Here is a 13,171-nt window from a genome sequence, read left to right as displayed (position 1 = left end):
GCTGAACTGAGATGAGGGGGCCCGGGAACGGGCCCCCTCATCGGCTTTCCGGGGGTCGGGTTCCCATCAGGCAGGTGTTCGGGGTCAGGTTCCGGTCAGCAGGTCGCGCAGGATGTCGGGTTTGTCGGTGATGATGCCGTCCACCTGGTACGTCAGCAGGCGTTGCATGATGTCGGGGCTGTCGACCGTCCAGGCGAAGACCTTCATGCCGTGCTCGTGGGCCAGCTTCACGTACGAAGGGGTGAGCGCGGCGTACGGCGGGTTGACATGGTCGGCGAACCTGGCCAGGCCGGGCAGCGCGGCGGCGCTCGGCGTGCCGAGCAGCCCGATCGGCACGTCGGGCAGCAGCCGGTGGAAGGCGCGCATCGAGTCCCAGTCGAACGACTGAACCACCAGCCGCCCCGGCGCGAGCCAGGAGGGCTCGGCGCGCAGCGCGCGGACGATGCGGGCCTCGATGCCGGGGTAGAGCTTCGGCTCCTTGACCTCCAGCAGCATGCCGGCGCGGGACCCGGCCGTCGCGCGCAGCGCCTCCTGCAAAGTCGGCACCCGCTCGCCGGTGTACTCCCGGTCGAACCACGAGCCCGCGTCCAGCCTGCGGATCTGCGCGAGCGTGAGGTCGCGCACCCGCCAGGGCGCAAGGCCGGGCAGGGCGCGCTCGGCGTCGGTGGTGCGGGCGAGGGTGGTGTCGTGCATCAGGACCAGCTCGTGGTCCTTGGTCTCCTGGACGTCCAGCTCGAACAGGTCGGCCCCCTGGCGGGCGGCGAGCTGGAAGGCTGCGACGGTGTTCTCCGGCGCGTACGCCGAGGCGCCCCGATGGGCGACGTTGACCACTGTGGTCACAGCGGCAGCGGAGGAGGGCGGGGAGGCCAGGGGGAGGAGGGCGAGGGGCAGGAACAGGGCGAGTCGCCGCAACATGGATCTCCTCGGTGGGGGAGAGACCGACACCCCCGACCATGACCAGCAAGGATGACCGTGAGTTGAGGGCAGAGTAACGCAGCGGTGCCCATCCGATGAGGCTTCGACACGCGGACATGCCTGAGGGCGGGCCGCCCGCGGCGGCCCGCCCTCAGCTGTCACCGAACCCGGGTTACTTCAGGCCGGCGTCCAGCGCGGTGGTGAGGACGCCCGGATCGCCGGACATCTCCCAGATCATCGCGCCCAGCAGGCCCTTGCTCTTCAGCCAGGCCGTCTTCTTGCCGATCGACCAGGCGTCGTCGAACGTCCACCACTGCCCGTTGTTGCCGGTGTAGCAGTAGGTGGCGACGGCGACCTCGTCGTGGCGGATCGTGCAGCCGGGCACCATGGCGAGCAGGTTGCTGTAGCCGCGCGTGCCCGCCTCCTCCTGGAACTGGCCGGGAGCGGCGCCGTGCGCGTCCTGCCACTCGCCCGCCTTGCCGCCGTCGGTCACCTGCTGCCAGCCGCGGCCGTAGTAGGCCAGGCCGATGGTCAGCTTGCGCGGGTTGACGCCGGCCTGGAGGTAGACGTCCACGGCCTTCTCGACGCTGAAGTCCGGGTTGTACGGGCTGTCCGCGTCGAGGTACAGATTGCCCTGGTGGCCGGTGCGGTTCGGCTCCCAGGAGTTGTCGCTGCCCGCGCCGTGGAAGTCGTAGCCCTGGATGTTGAAGATGTCCAGCGACTTGGCGACCTCGGGCAGGTCCCAGCCGGCGGCGATCTTGGCCGGGTCGGCCGGGGTGAACGCCGTGAGCTGGTACCGCTTGCCGGTCGTCGTCGTCAGCGCGTCGAGCTGGCGGCGGAACTCGGCGATCAGCAGCGTGTTGTTGGCCTTGTCGTTCTGGCCGATGTGGTTGCCCGCGTGCCCCTCGGCGCCCGGCCACTCCCAGTCGAGGTCGATGCCGTCGAAGATGCCCGCGGCCGTGCCCGGACCGCCCTTGCCGTTGTAGTCGGGCAGGTTGCCCTTGATGTAGGTGTCGATGCAGGAGGACACGAACTTCTTGCGGGAGGCGTCGGTCGCCGCCACGTCGGAGAAGTACTTGGAGTACGTCCAGCCGCCGAGCGAGATCAGCACCTTGAGGTTCGGGTACTTCGCCTTGAGCTTCTTGAGCTGGTTGAAGTTGCCCTGCAGCTTCTCCCAGCCGGTGTCGGCGACCCCGTCGACCGACTGGGCGGAGCTGAACGGCCTGCCGTAGTCGGCCTCGGCGTCACCGGCGCCGTCGCCCTGGTTCGGGTCCTGCGGGTCGGACGTGGTGCCCTTGGTGACGCCCTGCAGGCAGGTCAGGTTCTTGGGGTCGATGTTGGCGAAGGCGTAGTTGATGTGGGTCAGCTTCGCCGCGGCCCCGGTGGTGTCCAGGTTGCGGACGAAGTACTGCCGGCCGTAGATGCCCCACTGGACGAAGTAGCCGACGCGGGCGTACCCGGTCTCGACGATGTCCGACGTCGTCACCTTCACGGGGGTGGAGGCGGCCGAGAGGTTGTCGTACAGGTCGCGGGCCTTGACCGTGAAGGAGTACTCGGTCGAGGGGGACAGGCCGGAGACGACCGCCGTCGTGCCCGTGACGGTCGTGGCCAGGGTCGAGCCGGCGAAGACGTCGTAGTTGGCCACGCCGGTGTTGTCGGTGGAGGCCGTCCAGGCCAGCGTGACGCTGCTGGAGGTCTTGGCCGTGCTGCGCAGTCCCGACGGCACCGACGGCGCCTGCGAGTCGTCGGCCGGGTTGCGGGTGGTCACCTTCAGCGGCGCGGAGGCGGCCGACAGGGTGCCCTTGCGGTCCTTGGCCTTGACGGTGAACGTGTACTCGGTGTTCGGCGTCAGGCCGGAGACCGTGCCGGAGGTCTCGGTGACCGAGGCGGCCAGGGCGGAGCCGTTGTAGATCTCGTACCCGACGATGGGCAGGCTGCCCTGGGTGGCGGCGTCCCAGGCGAGGGAGACCGTCTTGGTGGTCTTGACCGGCGAGCGCAGGTTCCCGGGGGCGCCGGGCGGCGCGTCGGGGGTGCCGTCGCAGTTGACGTCGTTGATCCGGCAGCTCGTCGGCTCGGCGTTGGCCGTGCTCACGGTGAAGCTCGGGCTGTAGGGCTCGGTGGTCGCGCCGGCGTTCACGGTGGTGTTGTAGTGGACGGGGGTCAGGGTGACGGTCCGCCCGCTCTGGGTGAGTGAGCCGTTCTGGGCGTTGCTCGCGGTGACGCCCGCGGGCAGCTCGAACACGATCGACCAGCCGTTCAGCGCGGTGGTGCTGTTGTTGGCGACGATGAACTTGGCCGAGGTGCCGTTGACGTCGTACGTGGCGCTGACCGGCGGCTTGGCGGGCGGGTCACCGCCGGTGCCGTCGCAGTTGGCGCCGTTGATCAGGCAGCTCGTCGGCTGGACGGCCGAGCTCAGCGTCACCTTGGGGCTGTAGGGTTCGGTGTTCTTCCCCGCCTGCACGGTGTTGATGTAGAAAGCGGGGGTGAGCGTCACCTTGGTGCCGTTCTGGCGGATGGTGGCGTTCTGGGGGTTGCTCGCGGTGACCCCGGACGGCAGCTCGAAGACGATCGACCAGCCGCTGACGGCGGTCGTGCCCGGGTTGCTCACCAGGAAGGTGCCGGTGTTCCCGGAGAGGGAGAACGTGGCGATGAGGCGGCTCGCGGCCTGTGCGGGAAGGGTGCACATGCCGATGATCACGAGGACGGCGATCAGGGGGGTGACTAATCGGCGCACGTCAAGGACCTTTCTTTAAAGAAAGTTTCCTAACAATTACGCGGATCGTAAGCCCCTCCCACTCAACTTGCAAGAGCCTGTCTGATCTAGCCTGACAAGATGCGAGGGGTGCTGCCGGTCCTGCTGTCGGCGTGGTTCATGGCCCAGTTCGACTTCTTCGTGGTCAACGTGGCCGCGCCGGCCATCGAGCACGACCTGAGCGCCGGTCCGGCCGCCCTGGAGCTGATCGTGGCCGGGTACGCCTTCACGTACGCGGCCGGCATGATCACCGGCGGCCGGCTCGGCGACCGCCACGGCTACCGGCGGCTGTTCGTCCTCGGCGTGGCCGGGTTCACCGTCGCCTCGGTGTTGTGCGGCCTCGCGCCCGGCGCCGCCTGGCTGGTCGCCGCCCGGCTGCTCCAGGGCCTGGCCGGCGCCGTCATGGTGCCCCAGGTGCTGGCCATGATCTCGGCCGTCTACCCGCCGGAGCGCCGCGGCCGCGCCCTCGGCTGGTACGGCGCCGCCGGCGGCCTCGGCTCCATCGCCGGCCAGGTGCTCGGTGGCCTGCTGCTCACCGCCGACGTGTTCGGCCTGGGCTGGCGGGTGATCTTCCTGATCAACCTGCCGGTCGGGCTGGTCGTCGTGCCGCTGGCCCGGTGGCTGCTGCCCGAGGCCGATCCGCACAAGCCCGTCGCGTTCGACCTGCCGGGCGCGGCGGGTCTGGCCGCCGGGCTGGCGCTGCTGCTGGTGCCGCTCGGCCTCGGCAACAGCCTGGGCTGGCCCGCCTGGACGTGGGCCGCCATGGCGGCGAGCGCGCCGGTGTTCGCGCTGACCTGGTGGTGGCAGCGGACGCTGGCCGCCCGGGGCGGGCAGCCGGTGCTCGACCTCGGCCTGCTCAAGGTCCACTCCTACCTGGCGGGCGTCGGGGCGATCGTCGCGTTCATGGCGTACTTCGCCTCGTTCATGTTCACGCTGACGCTGCTGCTGCAGAGCGGGCTCGGGCTCACCGCGTTCCAGGCGGGCCTGGCCTTCGCGCCGATGGGCGTGCTGTTCACCGTGACCTCGCTGCTCGGCACCCGCCTGGTCGGCCGGTACGGGCTGGTCGTCGTCATGATCGGCGGCCTGGTCACCGCCCTGGGGCTGGCGCTGCTGGTGGCCGGGGCCGGGTGGGGGCTGCCGTACGTCATGGTCGCGCTCATGCTCGTGGGCTCGGGCAACGGCCTGGTCCTGCCGCGGCTCATCGGCGCGGCGCTGGTGGAGGTCGCGCCGCACCAGGCCGGCATCGGGTCGGGCGTGCTCAGCACGGCGCAGCAGTTCGCCGGCGCGGGCGGCGTGGCGGTGATCGGCGCGGTCTACTTCGCGGTCGCCGAGGGCGGCCACCACGCGCGGGCCATGCGCTGGTCGGCGGCCATCGACCTGGCGCTGATCCTGCTGGTGGTGGCGATGGTGGCCTACAACCGGCGGCGCGCGCTCAGGAAGGCGTCGGGAGCAGGGCCCCGTAGAGCCGTCTCGCCTGGATCCTGACCACCAGCCGGCGGTCGGCGACCATCCGGTGCAGGAACGCCAGCTCGCCCGCGGCGTCACCGAAGGACGGCTGCATGGCCAGCAGCTCCAGGCCCACCTCGTCACCCGGCCGGTCGCTCACGGGGGACAGCTCGGCCTCGCCCTCGGCGACGGCGTAGGAGCCGAAGTCGTCGCTGGCGACGTAGAGCGCGCAGCGGGGGTCCTGGTGCAGGCGGCGCACCGTCAGCCGGTCGGCGACGGTCGAGATCCGTACCACCCGCCGCGGCGGGTCCCAGGTGTAGACCACCGTGGACAACTGCGGACGGCCGCCGCCGCCGTTCGTGGCGAGCGCGCCGAAGCGCTGGCCGGCGAGCAGCGCCGACAGGTCCTCCTCGGGCAGCTCCAGCGGCTGTGCGCCCATCGAGCCCATCGAGCCCATCGCCCCCATTGCCTCCTGTGACATCCTTCGACCCCCGTCGTGATGCGAATATGTCAGCCTATCCCGAGTTGCCGGGAGAACGACTGGACGTCGGAGATCACCCAGTATTCGGAGAATCGTCCGTCCGTGGCACGCAGGAGGTCGTGCCCCGAGAAGGAGACGGGGGTGCCCGGCGGGGCGCTCGCGCCGGGCAGGCCGCCCCGGTAGGCGCCGGTGAACGTCCAGCGGGCGGCGACCAGGTCGCCGTCGACGGCCGGGCCCACGTCGAGCGTGACCCGGACGTCGTCGAACGGTTCGTGGCCCTGCCGGATCGCCTCGATCAGCCCGTCGGGGCCGTGCACGTCCGCGCCGGGCCAGTGGCCGACGAACTCGGGGGTCACCAGGTCGTGCGCGAGGGGGAAGTCGCCGTTCCACAGTTCGAGCAGCCAGCGCTCGTACAGTTCGGTCAGCATGGCGGCACGACTACCCGCGCGGGAGGCCCCTAGCCGCAGTTGCCCCAGCTGGTACGGCCGCCGCCGGCGATGGACCCGTCGGTCCCCTGGATCGTGCCCCAGAACTTCACGCAGGCGCTCTTGGCCCAGTACTTGACCGGCCCGGCGTACTGCCCGAACTTGCCGGCGTCCATGCGCACGATCGGGTCCTGCTTCTCGTCCTTGACCGGCTTGGGCATGACGGTGAGCCTGGCGCTCATCTGCGTCTTCGAGCCGATGAAGCTGGACTTGATGGTGACCACGCAGTTCTGACCGGTGCCGCGGTTGTACAGGAGGTAGACCGTGCCGTAGCGCTTGCCGCCCTGGGTCTTGACGGGCTTCGCGCCGCCGGAGACGAGCCCGAAGCCCGATCCGCAGACGCCCTGCGGGGTGCTCGCGGCCGTTGCGTTCGCCGGGGTCGCGAGAACGCCGCTGAGACCGATCGCCGCCGTCAGAAGGATTGCCTTTGCGGGCATGCGCACCAGTACGTCCCTTTCGGTGGGTCTTGACTGAAGATCTCGACAAGCATGCCCGAAATCTGGTTATCGGTCCAGGCTTTACGGGGGAAAGCATGGCAACGGTAAGTTGCCGCTATGACTCTCGCCATCATCAACGGATATGTCGTGCCGGTTGACGGAGATCCCATCGAGGGCGGCACCGTCCTGGTCGGCGACGGGAAGATCCTCGCCGTGGGGCGGGACGTGACCATCCCCGACTCCGCCACCGTCGTGGACGCGGACGGCGGCTGGGTGCTGCCCGGTTTCGTCGAGGCGCACGGTCATCTCGGCGTGTACGAGGAGGCCGAGGGCTGGGCGGGCAACGACACCAACGAGATGACCGACCCCAACGGGGCCCGGCTGCGCGCCCTCGACGCCATCAACCCGGCCGACCAGGGCTTCGCCGACGCGCTGTCCGGCGGCGTCACCACGGTCGTGATCAAGCCGGGCTCCGGCAACCCGATCGGCGGCCAGACGGTCGCGGTCAAGTGCTGGGGCAGGTCGGTCGACGAGATGCTGGTCAGAGAGCCGGTGAGCGTCAAGAGCGCGCTGGGGGAGAACCCCAAGCGCGTCTACGGCGACCAGAAGAAGCTGCCCTCCACCCGGCAGGGCGTGGCCGCGGTGATCCGCGACGCCCTCATGAAGGCGCAGGACTACAAGGCGAGGAAGGCCGCGGCCGAGCGCGAGGACAAGCCGTTCGACCGCGACGGCACGCTGGAGATCCTGGTCCGGGTGCTCGACGGCGAGCTGCCGTGGTGCCAGCACGCGCACCGGGCCGACGACATCGCCACCGCGTTGCGCCTGGCCGACGAGTTCGGCCACCGCCTGATCCTCAACCACGGCACCGAGGGCCACCTGCTGGCCGACACGCTGGCCGAGCGGAACGTGCCGGTCATCATCGGCCCGCTGTTCACCAGCCGGTCGAAGGTCGAGCTGCGGCAGCGCGCCCTGCGCAACCCGGGCATCCTCGCGCGGGCCGGGGTCGAGCTGGCGATCACCACCGACCATCCGGTGGTGCCCATCCACTTCCTCGTCCACCAGGCCACCCTCGCCGTCAAGGAAGGGCTCGACCGGGACACCGCGCTGCGCTCGATCACCGTCAACCCCGCCCGCATCATGGGCCTCGACGACCGGGTGGGCTCGCTGCGCCCCGGCCTCGACGGAGACGTGGTGATCTGGTCGGGCGACCCGCTCGACGTGATGAGCCGGGCGCTGAGGGTGTTCATCACCGGGCGTGAGGTGTACTCCTACGTGGACGGGGAATCCGTCGTGGCCGATCCCTATTACCGCGAGTCACGGTGATGTAGGCGACTGTCAAGTGCGCGACGGCCGGGAACGCTCATAGTAGGTGCACTGAGTCGGAGAAAGGCGCCCCCCATGACAGCTCCGCACCCCGCCAGGAGACCCAGCAAGGCCCTCCTGATCGGACTGGTCGTCTCAGGCGTCCTCGCGCTGATCGTCCTCGGTCTCATGCTGCACAAAGGCGGACCGGTCGGGTTCGGGCTGTCGGCGGTGCTCGGGCTAGCGCCGCTGCCGGTGCTGCTGGCCGCGGTGCTCTCGCTCGACCGGCTGGAGCCGGAGCCGAAGCTGCACCTGGCCTTCGCCTTCGCGTGGGGCGCGGGCCTGGCGATCGTGCTCGGCGTCGGGCTGACGCTGGCCGGACAGGCGCTGTTCCTGCGGGCCGGGTACGGCGCCCAGCTCGTCAACGACGTCGGCACCGTGTTCCTGGCCCCGGTGATCGAGGAGGCGCTGAAGGGGTCGGCGCTGCTGCTGCTCCTGCGCAGGAAGCAGGAGATCGACGGCCTGACCGACGGCATCGTCTACGCCTCCATGGCGGGGCTCGGCTTCGCCGCCGTGGAGAACATCGGCTACTACCTGATCGCGTTCGGCCAGGACGGCACCGGCGCCGCGGTCCGGCTGTTCGTGCTCAGAGGGCTGATCGACCCGCTCGGCCACCCCATCTACACCTCGATGATCGGGCTCGGCGTCGCCTACGCGCTCACCCGCCGCACGCCCGCCAGGTTCGCCGCGATCCCGCTCGGCTACCTGGGCGCGGTCGTCCTGCACGGGCTGTGGAACGGCGCCGCCTCCACCCAGTCGCTGGCCTGGCTGGGCACGGCGTACCTGGTGATCATGGTGGCGCTGGTCCTGCTCATCGTGGTCACCGTCGTCGAACGCCGCCAGCTCGTCTCGAAGATGGGCGTCTACCTGCCCGGCTACGGACAGACCGGCCTGGTCACGGCGGCGGACCTGAAGATGCTCAGCACGCTCAAGGCCCGCAAGGCGGCCCGCAGGTGGGCCAGGGGCGCCGGGCTCGGCCGCGCGATGAGCGACTACCAGCAGGCGGCGACCGAGCTGACCGTGCTGCACCTGCGGGCCGAACGGCAGGGCATGGACCCGGCCAGGTTCGCCATGGAACGCGACGCCCTGCTCACCTCGATGGCCCACGCCCGCCGCTGGTAGCCGGGACCGGGCTCAGGGCCGGGCTCAGCGGCGGACCCAGCGGCGGGCTCAGGGGCGGGTGAGCACGGCGGCCAGGGCCGTCACCGCCGCCAGCACGATGCAGGCCGCCACCGCGACCGTCGCCCCCCGGTCCACGCCGAACGCGCCGACGACCGCGGCCACGCCGGCCGCGCCCAGGGAGGAGCCGACGTAGCGGGCGGTGTTGTTGGCGCCCGACCCCATGCTGACCCGGTGGGCCGGCACGCTCTCGATCGCCAGGTGGGTGATCGAGGAGTTGATCAGCCCGGACCCGGCGCCGCTCACCACCAGCCCGGCGATGACCAGCGGCAGGTCCAGCGAGCCGCCCACGCCCAGCAGGCCGGCGAACCCGAGCGCGGTCAGGCCGAGGCCGAGGGCCAGCCGGGCGGCGGTGCGCAGGCGTACCAGCCGGGACGCCAGCGACACCGCGAACGACGTGCCCGACCAGAGGCAGAACAGCAGGCCGGTCTGCAGCGGCGTCAGCGCGTGCGCGGTCTGGAGCACGGTCGGCAGGTAGCTGAGCAGGCCCACCACCGCCGCCCCGACGACCAGCGCGCCGCCGGTGGCGACCAGGAACACCGGCCGTCCGAACAGCTCCAGGTCGAGCAGCGGCTCCGGACGCCGGCGCTCCACCGACACGAACGCCGCCACCAGTACCGCCGCCAGCGCGAACGCCCCGATCACCACCGGACGCCCCCACCCGGCACGCCCTTCGGTGACCCCCGCGACCAGCGCCCCCACGCCCAGGCTGAGCAGCACCACGCCGGGCACATCGAACCGGCGCGGGGCGGGGGAGCGCGACTCGGCCAGCAGCCGCGCCGAGGCCACCGCCAGGGCGAGCGCGGCGGCCGACAACACCCAGTAGACCGCCCGCCAGCTCACCGCCGTGGCCAGCACGCCGGAGGCCAGCGGGCCGAGCGCGGTGCCCAGCCCGATCATGGCGCCGTACAGCCCGGTGGCCCGCACCCGCGCGGCGCCCGAGGGGAAGGCGTGGCCGACGATGCCCAGGCTGGCGGCCAGCATCGCCGCGCTCGCCCCGCCCTGCGCCAGCCTGGCCAGCACGAACACCGGCACCGACGTGCTCAGCGCGGCCGCCACCCCGGCGGCGGCCAGCACGGCCGACCCCCACACCAGCACCCGCCTGCGCCCGTGATCGTCGGCCAGCCCGCCGGAGACCAGCAGCAGCGCCGACAGCCCGAGCGAGATGCCGCCCAGCATCCACACCGGCCCCGTCGGCCCGGCGCCCAGGGACGCGGCCGTCTGCGGCAACGTCACCATCGGCACCGTGTAGTTCGTCAGCACGAGCAGGGGCGCCGAGGACGCCACAGCGAGCGTGCCCGGCCGGACCTGGGTCAGTTCGGTCATTGAACTCATGCGGCGCAACGTATCACGGTTCGGTGAATGAACTAACATGGCTCCCATGGCGCTCGGCAAGAACTACGAAGGCCAGGACTGCTCGCTGGCCAGGGCCCTGGAAGTGATCGGCGAACGGTGGACGCTGCTGGTCGTCCGCGACGCCATGTACGGCGTGCGCCGCTACGGCGACTTCCTCGCCCACCTCGACATCCCGAGGGCGGTCCTGTCCCAGCGGCTCGGGGCGCTGGTCGAGGCCGGCGTGCTGGCCAGGAGCCGCTACCAGGACAACCCGCCCCGCGACGAGTACGTCCTGACCGCCACGGGCCGCGAGTTGTGGGTCCCCATGCTGGCCCTGTCCCAGTGGGGCGAGCGCAACCTCGGCGGGGACGGCCCGCGCCGCCTGTTCCACCACGCCGCCTGCGGCGCCCGGCTCGACCCCGTGTCCCGGTGCCCGTCGTGCGGCACGGCCGTCGGGCTGGAGGACATCGAGGTGCGCCCCGGCCCCGGCCTGACGGACAACCGTGATGATCCGGTCAGCGTTCTGCTCAGGGCACCCCACAGGATGCTTGCTCCGATCTCCTGACAAAATCGGGCGGTACCCCTCGAAAGGAGATCAGATGAGCTGGGCGGAGATCGGGTCCGAGGAGGAGTTGCGGGAACTGCTGGGCGAGGTGATGCCGAGGGCCGTGACCAAGGAGCGGGTCCGGCTGCACGCGCGTGATCGCGACTGGCTGGCGGCCTCCCCGTTCTGCCTGATCGCCACGTCCGACGCCGAGGGCAACTGCGACGTCTCGCCCAAGGGCGACCCGGCCGGGTTCGTCCACGTCATCGACGACACCACGATCGCCATCCCCGACCGTCCGGGCAACCGCCGCGCCGACGGGTTCCTCAACGTGCTGAAGAACCCGCACGTCGGCCTGATCTTCCTGATCCCCGGCCGCAACGAGACCCTGCGCGTGAACGGCCGCGCCCGGCTCGTGCGCGAGGCGCCGTTCTTCGACGAGATGGTCGTCAAGGGCCACCGGCCGCGGCTGGCCCTGGTGGTGGAGATCGAGCAGATCTTCTTCCACTGCGCCAAGGCGTTCCTGCGCTCGCAGCTCTGGACGCCCGACTCCTGGAACCCGTCCGTCCTGCCCTCGCACGCCACTCTGATCAAGGAGGTTCAGGTGGTCGAGGAGACGCTGGAGCAGTTGGAGTCGTACTACGGCGAGGGCTACGCCAAGAGGCTCTACGGCTGAGACCGGACGGCCGGCGGGGGGAGCCGGTCGTGTCGGGCCTCAGCGGTGCGGTGAATTCGTGCGGTTCAGGCGGCCGGCGTCGGTCCGCCGGGGAAGCGGATCACGTTCCGGCCGCTGTAGGCCCGCAGATCGACCACCTTGGGGTCGGTGGCCTCGGTCCTTCGGCGGCGGACCGCCGCCCGGATGTCGCGGATCTTGTGCCTGGCGATGTGCGGCGGCACCACCGCAAGCCTCTTCATGTGAGCCCCCCCGTGATGTTTCTGTTACCTCTGTTATCTACCGATACAGCCGTAAGTTCGCTGTAAAGGGTAGCTAATAGGGCAACTTTCGCCCTGAGGGGGTGCGCAGATCGGGTTCGGCCGACGGATGCGGACGCCTGATGGCCGTCGATTTCGGGACTCTGACACGTTTCACGGTCTTCCCCCTTCCGGGCCGCCGCCGGCTGACGGCGGCTCGGCGGGTGCCGCCACCCGCCTTGCGCGCCAACCTAACCGGGGCTCCCCGGACCGCTCAACGCATTTCTACGGCCTCGCGTGCGGGTGCGCCCGCGTCACGTCCCCGGAACCAGGCGGGCGGTCACGCCGATCCGGTTCCAGGCGTTGATCATCGCGATGGCGACGACGAGGGCGGCGAGCTGCTTGTCGTCATAGTGCTCGGCCGCCTGCTGCCACACCTCGTCCGGCACGGCCTCGCCGCGGTCGGCCAGGCGGGTCGCCTCCTCGGTCAGCGCCAGCGCGGCCCGCTCGGCCGGGGTGAAGACCGTGGCCTCCCGCCAGGCGGCGACCGACCACAGCCGCTCGTCGCTCTCCCCGGCCTTCTTCATGTCCGCGCTGTGCATGTGCACGCAGTAGCCGCAGCCGTTGATCTGGCTGGCCCGCAGCTTGACCAGCTCGATCGTGGCCGCGGGCAGGTCGCTGCCGTGCATGTACGCCTCCACCGCCAGGAACCCCCGGTACGCCTCCGGGGCGAGCTTGGCGATGTCGATGCGCTGGGTCATGGTGATCCTCCCTGTGTCGTCACTTCCATGACACAGGACGAGGTGGCCCGGCGCGATGTGACAGCTCCGGGCCGGTCGTGTCAGCCCCGGCAGTTGCCCCACGAGCCGCGGCCGCCCCACGCCTCGACACGGTTGTCCGGGGTGCGCGTCCAGCCCGCGTACTTCACGCACTTCCAGCTACCGTCGATGTGGCCGGTCTCGGCGTAGAAGCGGTAACGCTGCACGTCCTCGCTGCGGCCGCCGCCGCGGACCTCGATGGAGGCGCCGGTGACCGTAGGGGTGCCGCGGAAGGCGGTCTTGATCGCCGCCACGCAGTTCTTCCCGGCGCTCTTGTTGTACATGAGGTAGACGTGCCCGAACACCTTCCCGTCGCGCGTCTTCATCGCGCGGTGGCCGTCCTGCACCCGGTGGTAGCCCGCGCCGCAGACGCGCTCGGGCGTCTCGGGGGCGGTGGCCGCGGAGGCGGCGGAGGGGGTGGCGGCGAGACCGGCGGCGACCAGGCCGGCCGCGATGACCGTTCGCGTCAGCACGATATTCCCTTCGGCGGGGGATATTAAGGACG

At 71.0% G+C, this 13,171-nt stretch carries 14 protein-coding genes; 5 read left to right on the top strand and 9 right to left on the bottom strand.

The features are described from left to right. Positions 1-84: 84 nt before the first annotated feature. Together ACWCSD_RS03045 and ACWCSD_RS03040 are read right to left on the bottom strand one after the other, a co-directional pair. Positions 85-915, bottom strand: coding sequence for a glycerophosphodiester phosphodiesterase (locus tag ACWCSD_RS03045; RefSeq protein ID WP_449912698.1), 831 nt, complete (start codon positions 913-915; stop codon positions 85-87). 172 nt (positions 916-1,087) lie between these two features. After that, positions 1,088-3,649, bottom strand: coding sequence for a glycosyl hydrolase family 18 protein (locus tag ACWCSD_RS03040; protein ID WP_397163223.1), 2,562 nt, complete (start codon positions 3,647-3,649; stop codon positions 1,088-1,090). 99 nt (positions 3,650-3,748) lie between these two features. Here ACWCSD_RS03040 and ACWCSD_RS03035 point away from each other — a divergent pair, with 99 nt between their 5' ends. Next, complete coding sequence (locus tag ACWCSD_RS03035; RefSeq protein ID WP_449912695.1) at positions 3,749-5,152, top strand: MFS transporter; 1,404 nt, start codon at positions 3,749-3,751, stop codon at positions 5,150-5,152. Here ACWCSD_RS03035 and ACWCSD_RS03030 read toward each other — a convergent pair. Genes ACWCSD_RS03030 through ACWCSD_RS03020 form a run of 3 tightly spaced genes read right to left on the bottom strand, consistent with a single transcriptional unit; the run spans position 5,100 to position 6,516 of the window. Continuing rightward, positions 5,100-5,594 (bottom strand): pyridoxamine 5'-phosphate oxidase family protein, encoded by a 495-nt coding sequence (locus tag ACWCSD_RS03030; RefSeq protein WP_449912693.1) that lies wholly within the window; start codon positions 5,592-5,594, stop codon positions 5,100-5,102. The genes ACWCSD_RS03035 and ACWCSD_RS03030 overlap by 53 nt on opposite strands. 29 nt (positions 5,595-5,623) lie before the next feature. Further along, positions 5,624-6,022 carry an ester cyclase gene (locus ACWCSD_RS03025; RefSeq protein ID WP_387663569.1) on the bottom strand — a complete coding sequence of 133 codons (399 nt, stop codon included), beginning with the start codon at positions 6,020-6,022 and terminating at the stop codon, positions 5,624-5,626. Positions 6,023-6,051: 29 nt separating this feature from the next. After that, on the bottom strand, positions 6,052-6,516 hold the full coding sequence (locus tag ACWCSD_RS03020) for a hypothetical protein (protein ID WP_449912691.1): 465 nt from the start codon (positions 6,514-6,516) through the stop codon (positions 6,052-6,054). A 117-nt stretch (positions 6,517-6,633) separates the two neighbouring features. Between ACWCSD_RS03020 and ACWCSD_RS03015 the strand changes: the two genes are divergently transcribed. Both ACWCSD_RS03015 and ACWCSD_RS03010 read left to right on the top strand, forming a co-directional pair. After that, the gene (locus tag ACWCSD_RS03015; RefSeq protein WP_397163232.1) at positions 6,634-7,839 is read left to right on the top strand and encodes an amidohydrolase; all 1,206 of its coding nucleotides are present in this window, start codon (positions 6,634-6,636) and stop codon (positions 7,837-7,839) included. 75 nt (positions 7,840-7,914) lie between these two features. Then, the gene (locus ACWCSD_RS03010; RefSeq protein WP_364329272.1) at positions 7,915-9,000 is read left to right on the top strand and encodes a PrsW family intramembrane metalloprotease; all 1,086 of its coding nucleotides are present in this window, start codon (positions 7,915-7,917) and stop codon (positions 8,998-9,000) included. 48 nt (positions 9,001-9,048) lie between these two features. On the opposite strand, the gene ACWCSD_RS03005 is transcribed toward ACWCSD_RS03010, so the two are convergent. Further along, positions 9,049-10,392 carry an MFS transporter gene (locus tag ACWCSD_RS03005; protein WP_449912688.1) on the bottom strand — a complete coding sequence of 448 codons (1,344 nt, stop codon included), beginning with the start codon at positions 10,390-10,392 and terminating at the stop codon, positions 9,049-9,051. A 46-nt stretch (positions 10,393-10,438) separates the two neighbouring features. On the opposite strand from ACWCSD_RS03005, the gene ACWCSD_RS03000 reads away from it, so the two are divergent. Continuing rightward, positions 10,439-10,957 carry a winged helix-turn-helix transcriptional regulator gene (locus ACWCSD_RS03000; protein WP_358284201.1) on the top strand — a complete coding sequence of 173 codons (519 nt, stop codon included), beginning with the start codon at positions 10,439-10,441 and terminating at the stop codon, positions 10,955-10,957. A gap of 34 nt (positions 10,958-10,991) precedes the next feature. Further along, on the top strand, positions 10,992-11,612 hold the full coding sequence (locus ACWCSD_RS02995) for a pyridoxamine 5'-phosphate oxidase family protein (protein WP_387663581.1): 621 nt from the start codon (positions 10,992-10,994) through the stop codon (positions 11,610-11,612). Positions 11,613-11,677: 65 nt separating this feature from the next. On the opposite strand, the gene ACWCSD_RS02990 is transcribed toward ACWCSD_RS02995, so the two are convergent. The 3 genes from ACWCSD_RS02990 to ACWCSD_RS02980 all read right to left on the bottom strand — a co-directional run bounded on the left by ACWCSD_RS02990 (position 11,678) and on the right by ACWCSD_RS02980 (position 13,139). Further along, positions 11,678-11,851, bottom strand: coding sequence for a hypothetical protein (locus tag ACWCSD_RS02990; RefSeq protein WP_352357779.1), 174 nt, complete (start codon positions 11,849-11,851; stop codon positions 11,678-11,680). A gap of 311 nt (positions 11,852-12,162) precedes the next feature. Then, a complete protein-coding gene (locus tag ACWCSD_RS02985) occupies positions 12,163-12,609 on the bottom strand; it encodes a carboxymuconolactone decarboxylase family protein (protein WP_397163236.1) in 447 nt (148 codons plus the stop codon). Between the two features lie 80 nt (positions 12,610-12,689). Then, the gene (locus tag ACWCSD_RS02980) at positions 12,690-13,139 is read right to left on the bottom strand and encodes a hypothetical protein (protein WP_387663585.1); all 450 of its coding nucleotides are present in this window, start codon (positions 13,137-13,139) and stop codon (positions 12,690-12,692) included. Between the last annotated feature and the right edge of the window lie 32 nt (positions 13,140-13,171).

This window comes from Nonomuraea sp. NPDC001684 (assembly GCF_053596515.1).
This window is presented reverse-complemented; position numbering and strand designations above follow the sequence as displayed.

What these genes read in the sequence shown, in the direction of transcription:
- ACWCSD_RS03045 (WP_449912698.1), bottom strand. Translation starts at nt 915, where the DNA reads ATGTTGCGGCGACTCGCCCTGTTCCTGCCCCTCGCCCTCCTCCCCCTG.
- ACWCSD_RS03035 (WP_449912695.1), top strand. Translation starts at nt 3,749, where the DNA reads ATGCGAGGGGTGCTGCCGGTCCTGCTGTCGGCGTGGTTCATGGCCCAG.
- ACWCSD_RS03030 (WP_449912693.1), bottom strand. Translation starts at nt 5,594, where the DNA reads ATGTCACAGGAGGCAATGGGGGCGATGGGCTCGATGGGCTCGATGGGC.
- ACWCSD_RS03025 (WP_387663569.1), bottom strand. Translation starts at nt 6,022, where the DNA reads ATGCTGACCGAACTGTACGAGCGCTGGCTGCTCGAACTGTGGAACGGC.
- ACWCSD_RS03020 (WP_449912691.1), bottom strand. Translation starts at nt 6,516, where the DNA reads ATGCCCGCAAAGGCAATCCTTCTGACGGCGGCGATCGGTCTCAGCGGC.
- ACWCSD_RS03015 (WP_397163232.1), top strand. Translation starts at nt 6,634, where the DNA reads ATGACTCTCGCCATCATCAACGGATATGTCGTGCCGGTTGACGGAGAT.
- ACWCSD_RS03010 (WP_364329272.1), top strand. Translation starts at nt 7,915, where the DNA reads ATGACAGCTCCGCACCCCGCCAGGAGACCCAGCAAGGCCCTCCTGATC.
- ACWCSD_RS03005 (WP_449912688.1), bottom strand. Translation starts at nt 10,392, where the DNA reads ATGAGTTCAATGACCGAACTGACCCAGGTCCGGCCGGGCACGCTCGCT.
- ACWCSD_RS03000 (WP_358284201.1), top strand. Translation starts at nt 10,439, where the DNA reads ATGGCGCTCGGCAAGAACTACGAAGGCCAGGACTGCTCGCTGGCCAGG.
- ACWCSD_RS02995 (WP_387663581.1), top strand. Translation starts at nt 10,992, where the DNA reads ATGAGCTGGGCGGAGATCGGGTCCGAGGAGGAGTTGCGGGAACTGCTG.
- ACWCSD_RS02990 (WP_352357779.1), bottom strand. Translation starts at nt 11,851, where the DNA reads ATGAAGAGGCTTGCGGTGGTGCCGCCGCACATCGCCAGGCACAAGATC.
- ACWCSD_RS02985 (WP_397163236.1), bottom strand. Translation starts at nt 12,609, where the DNA reads ATGACCCAGCGCATCGACATCGCCAAGCTCGCCCCGGAGGCGTACCGG.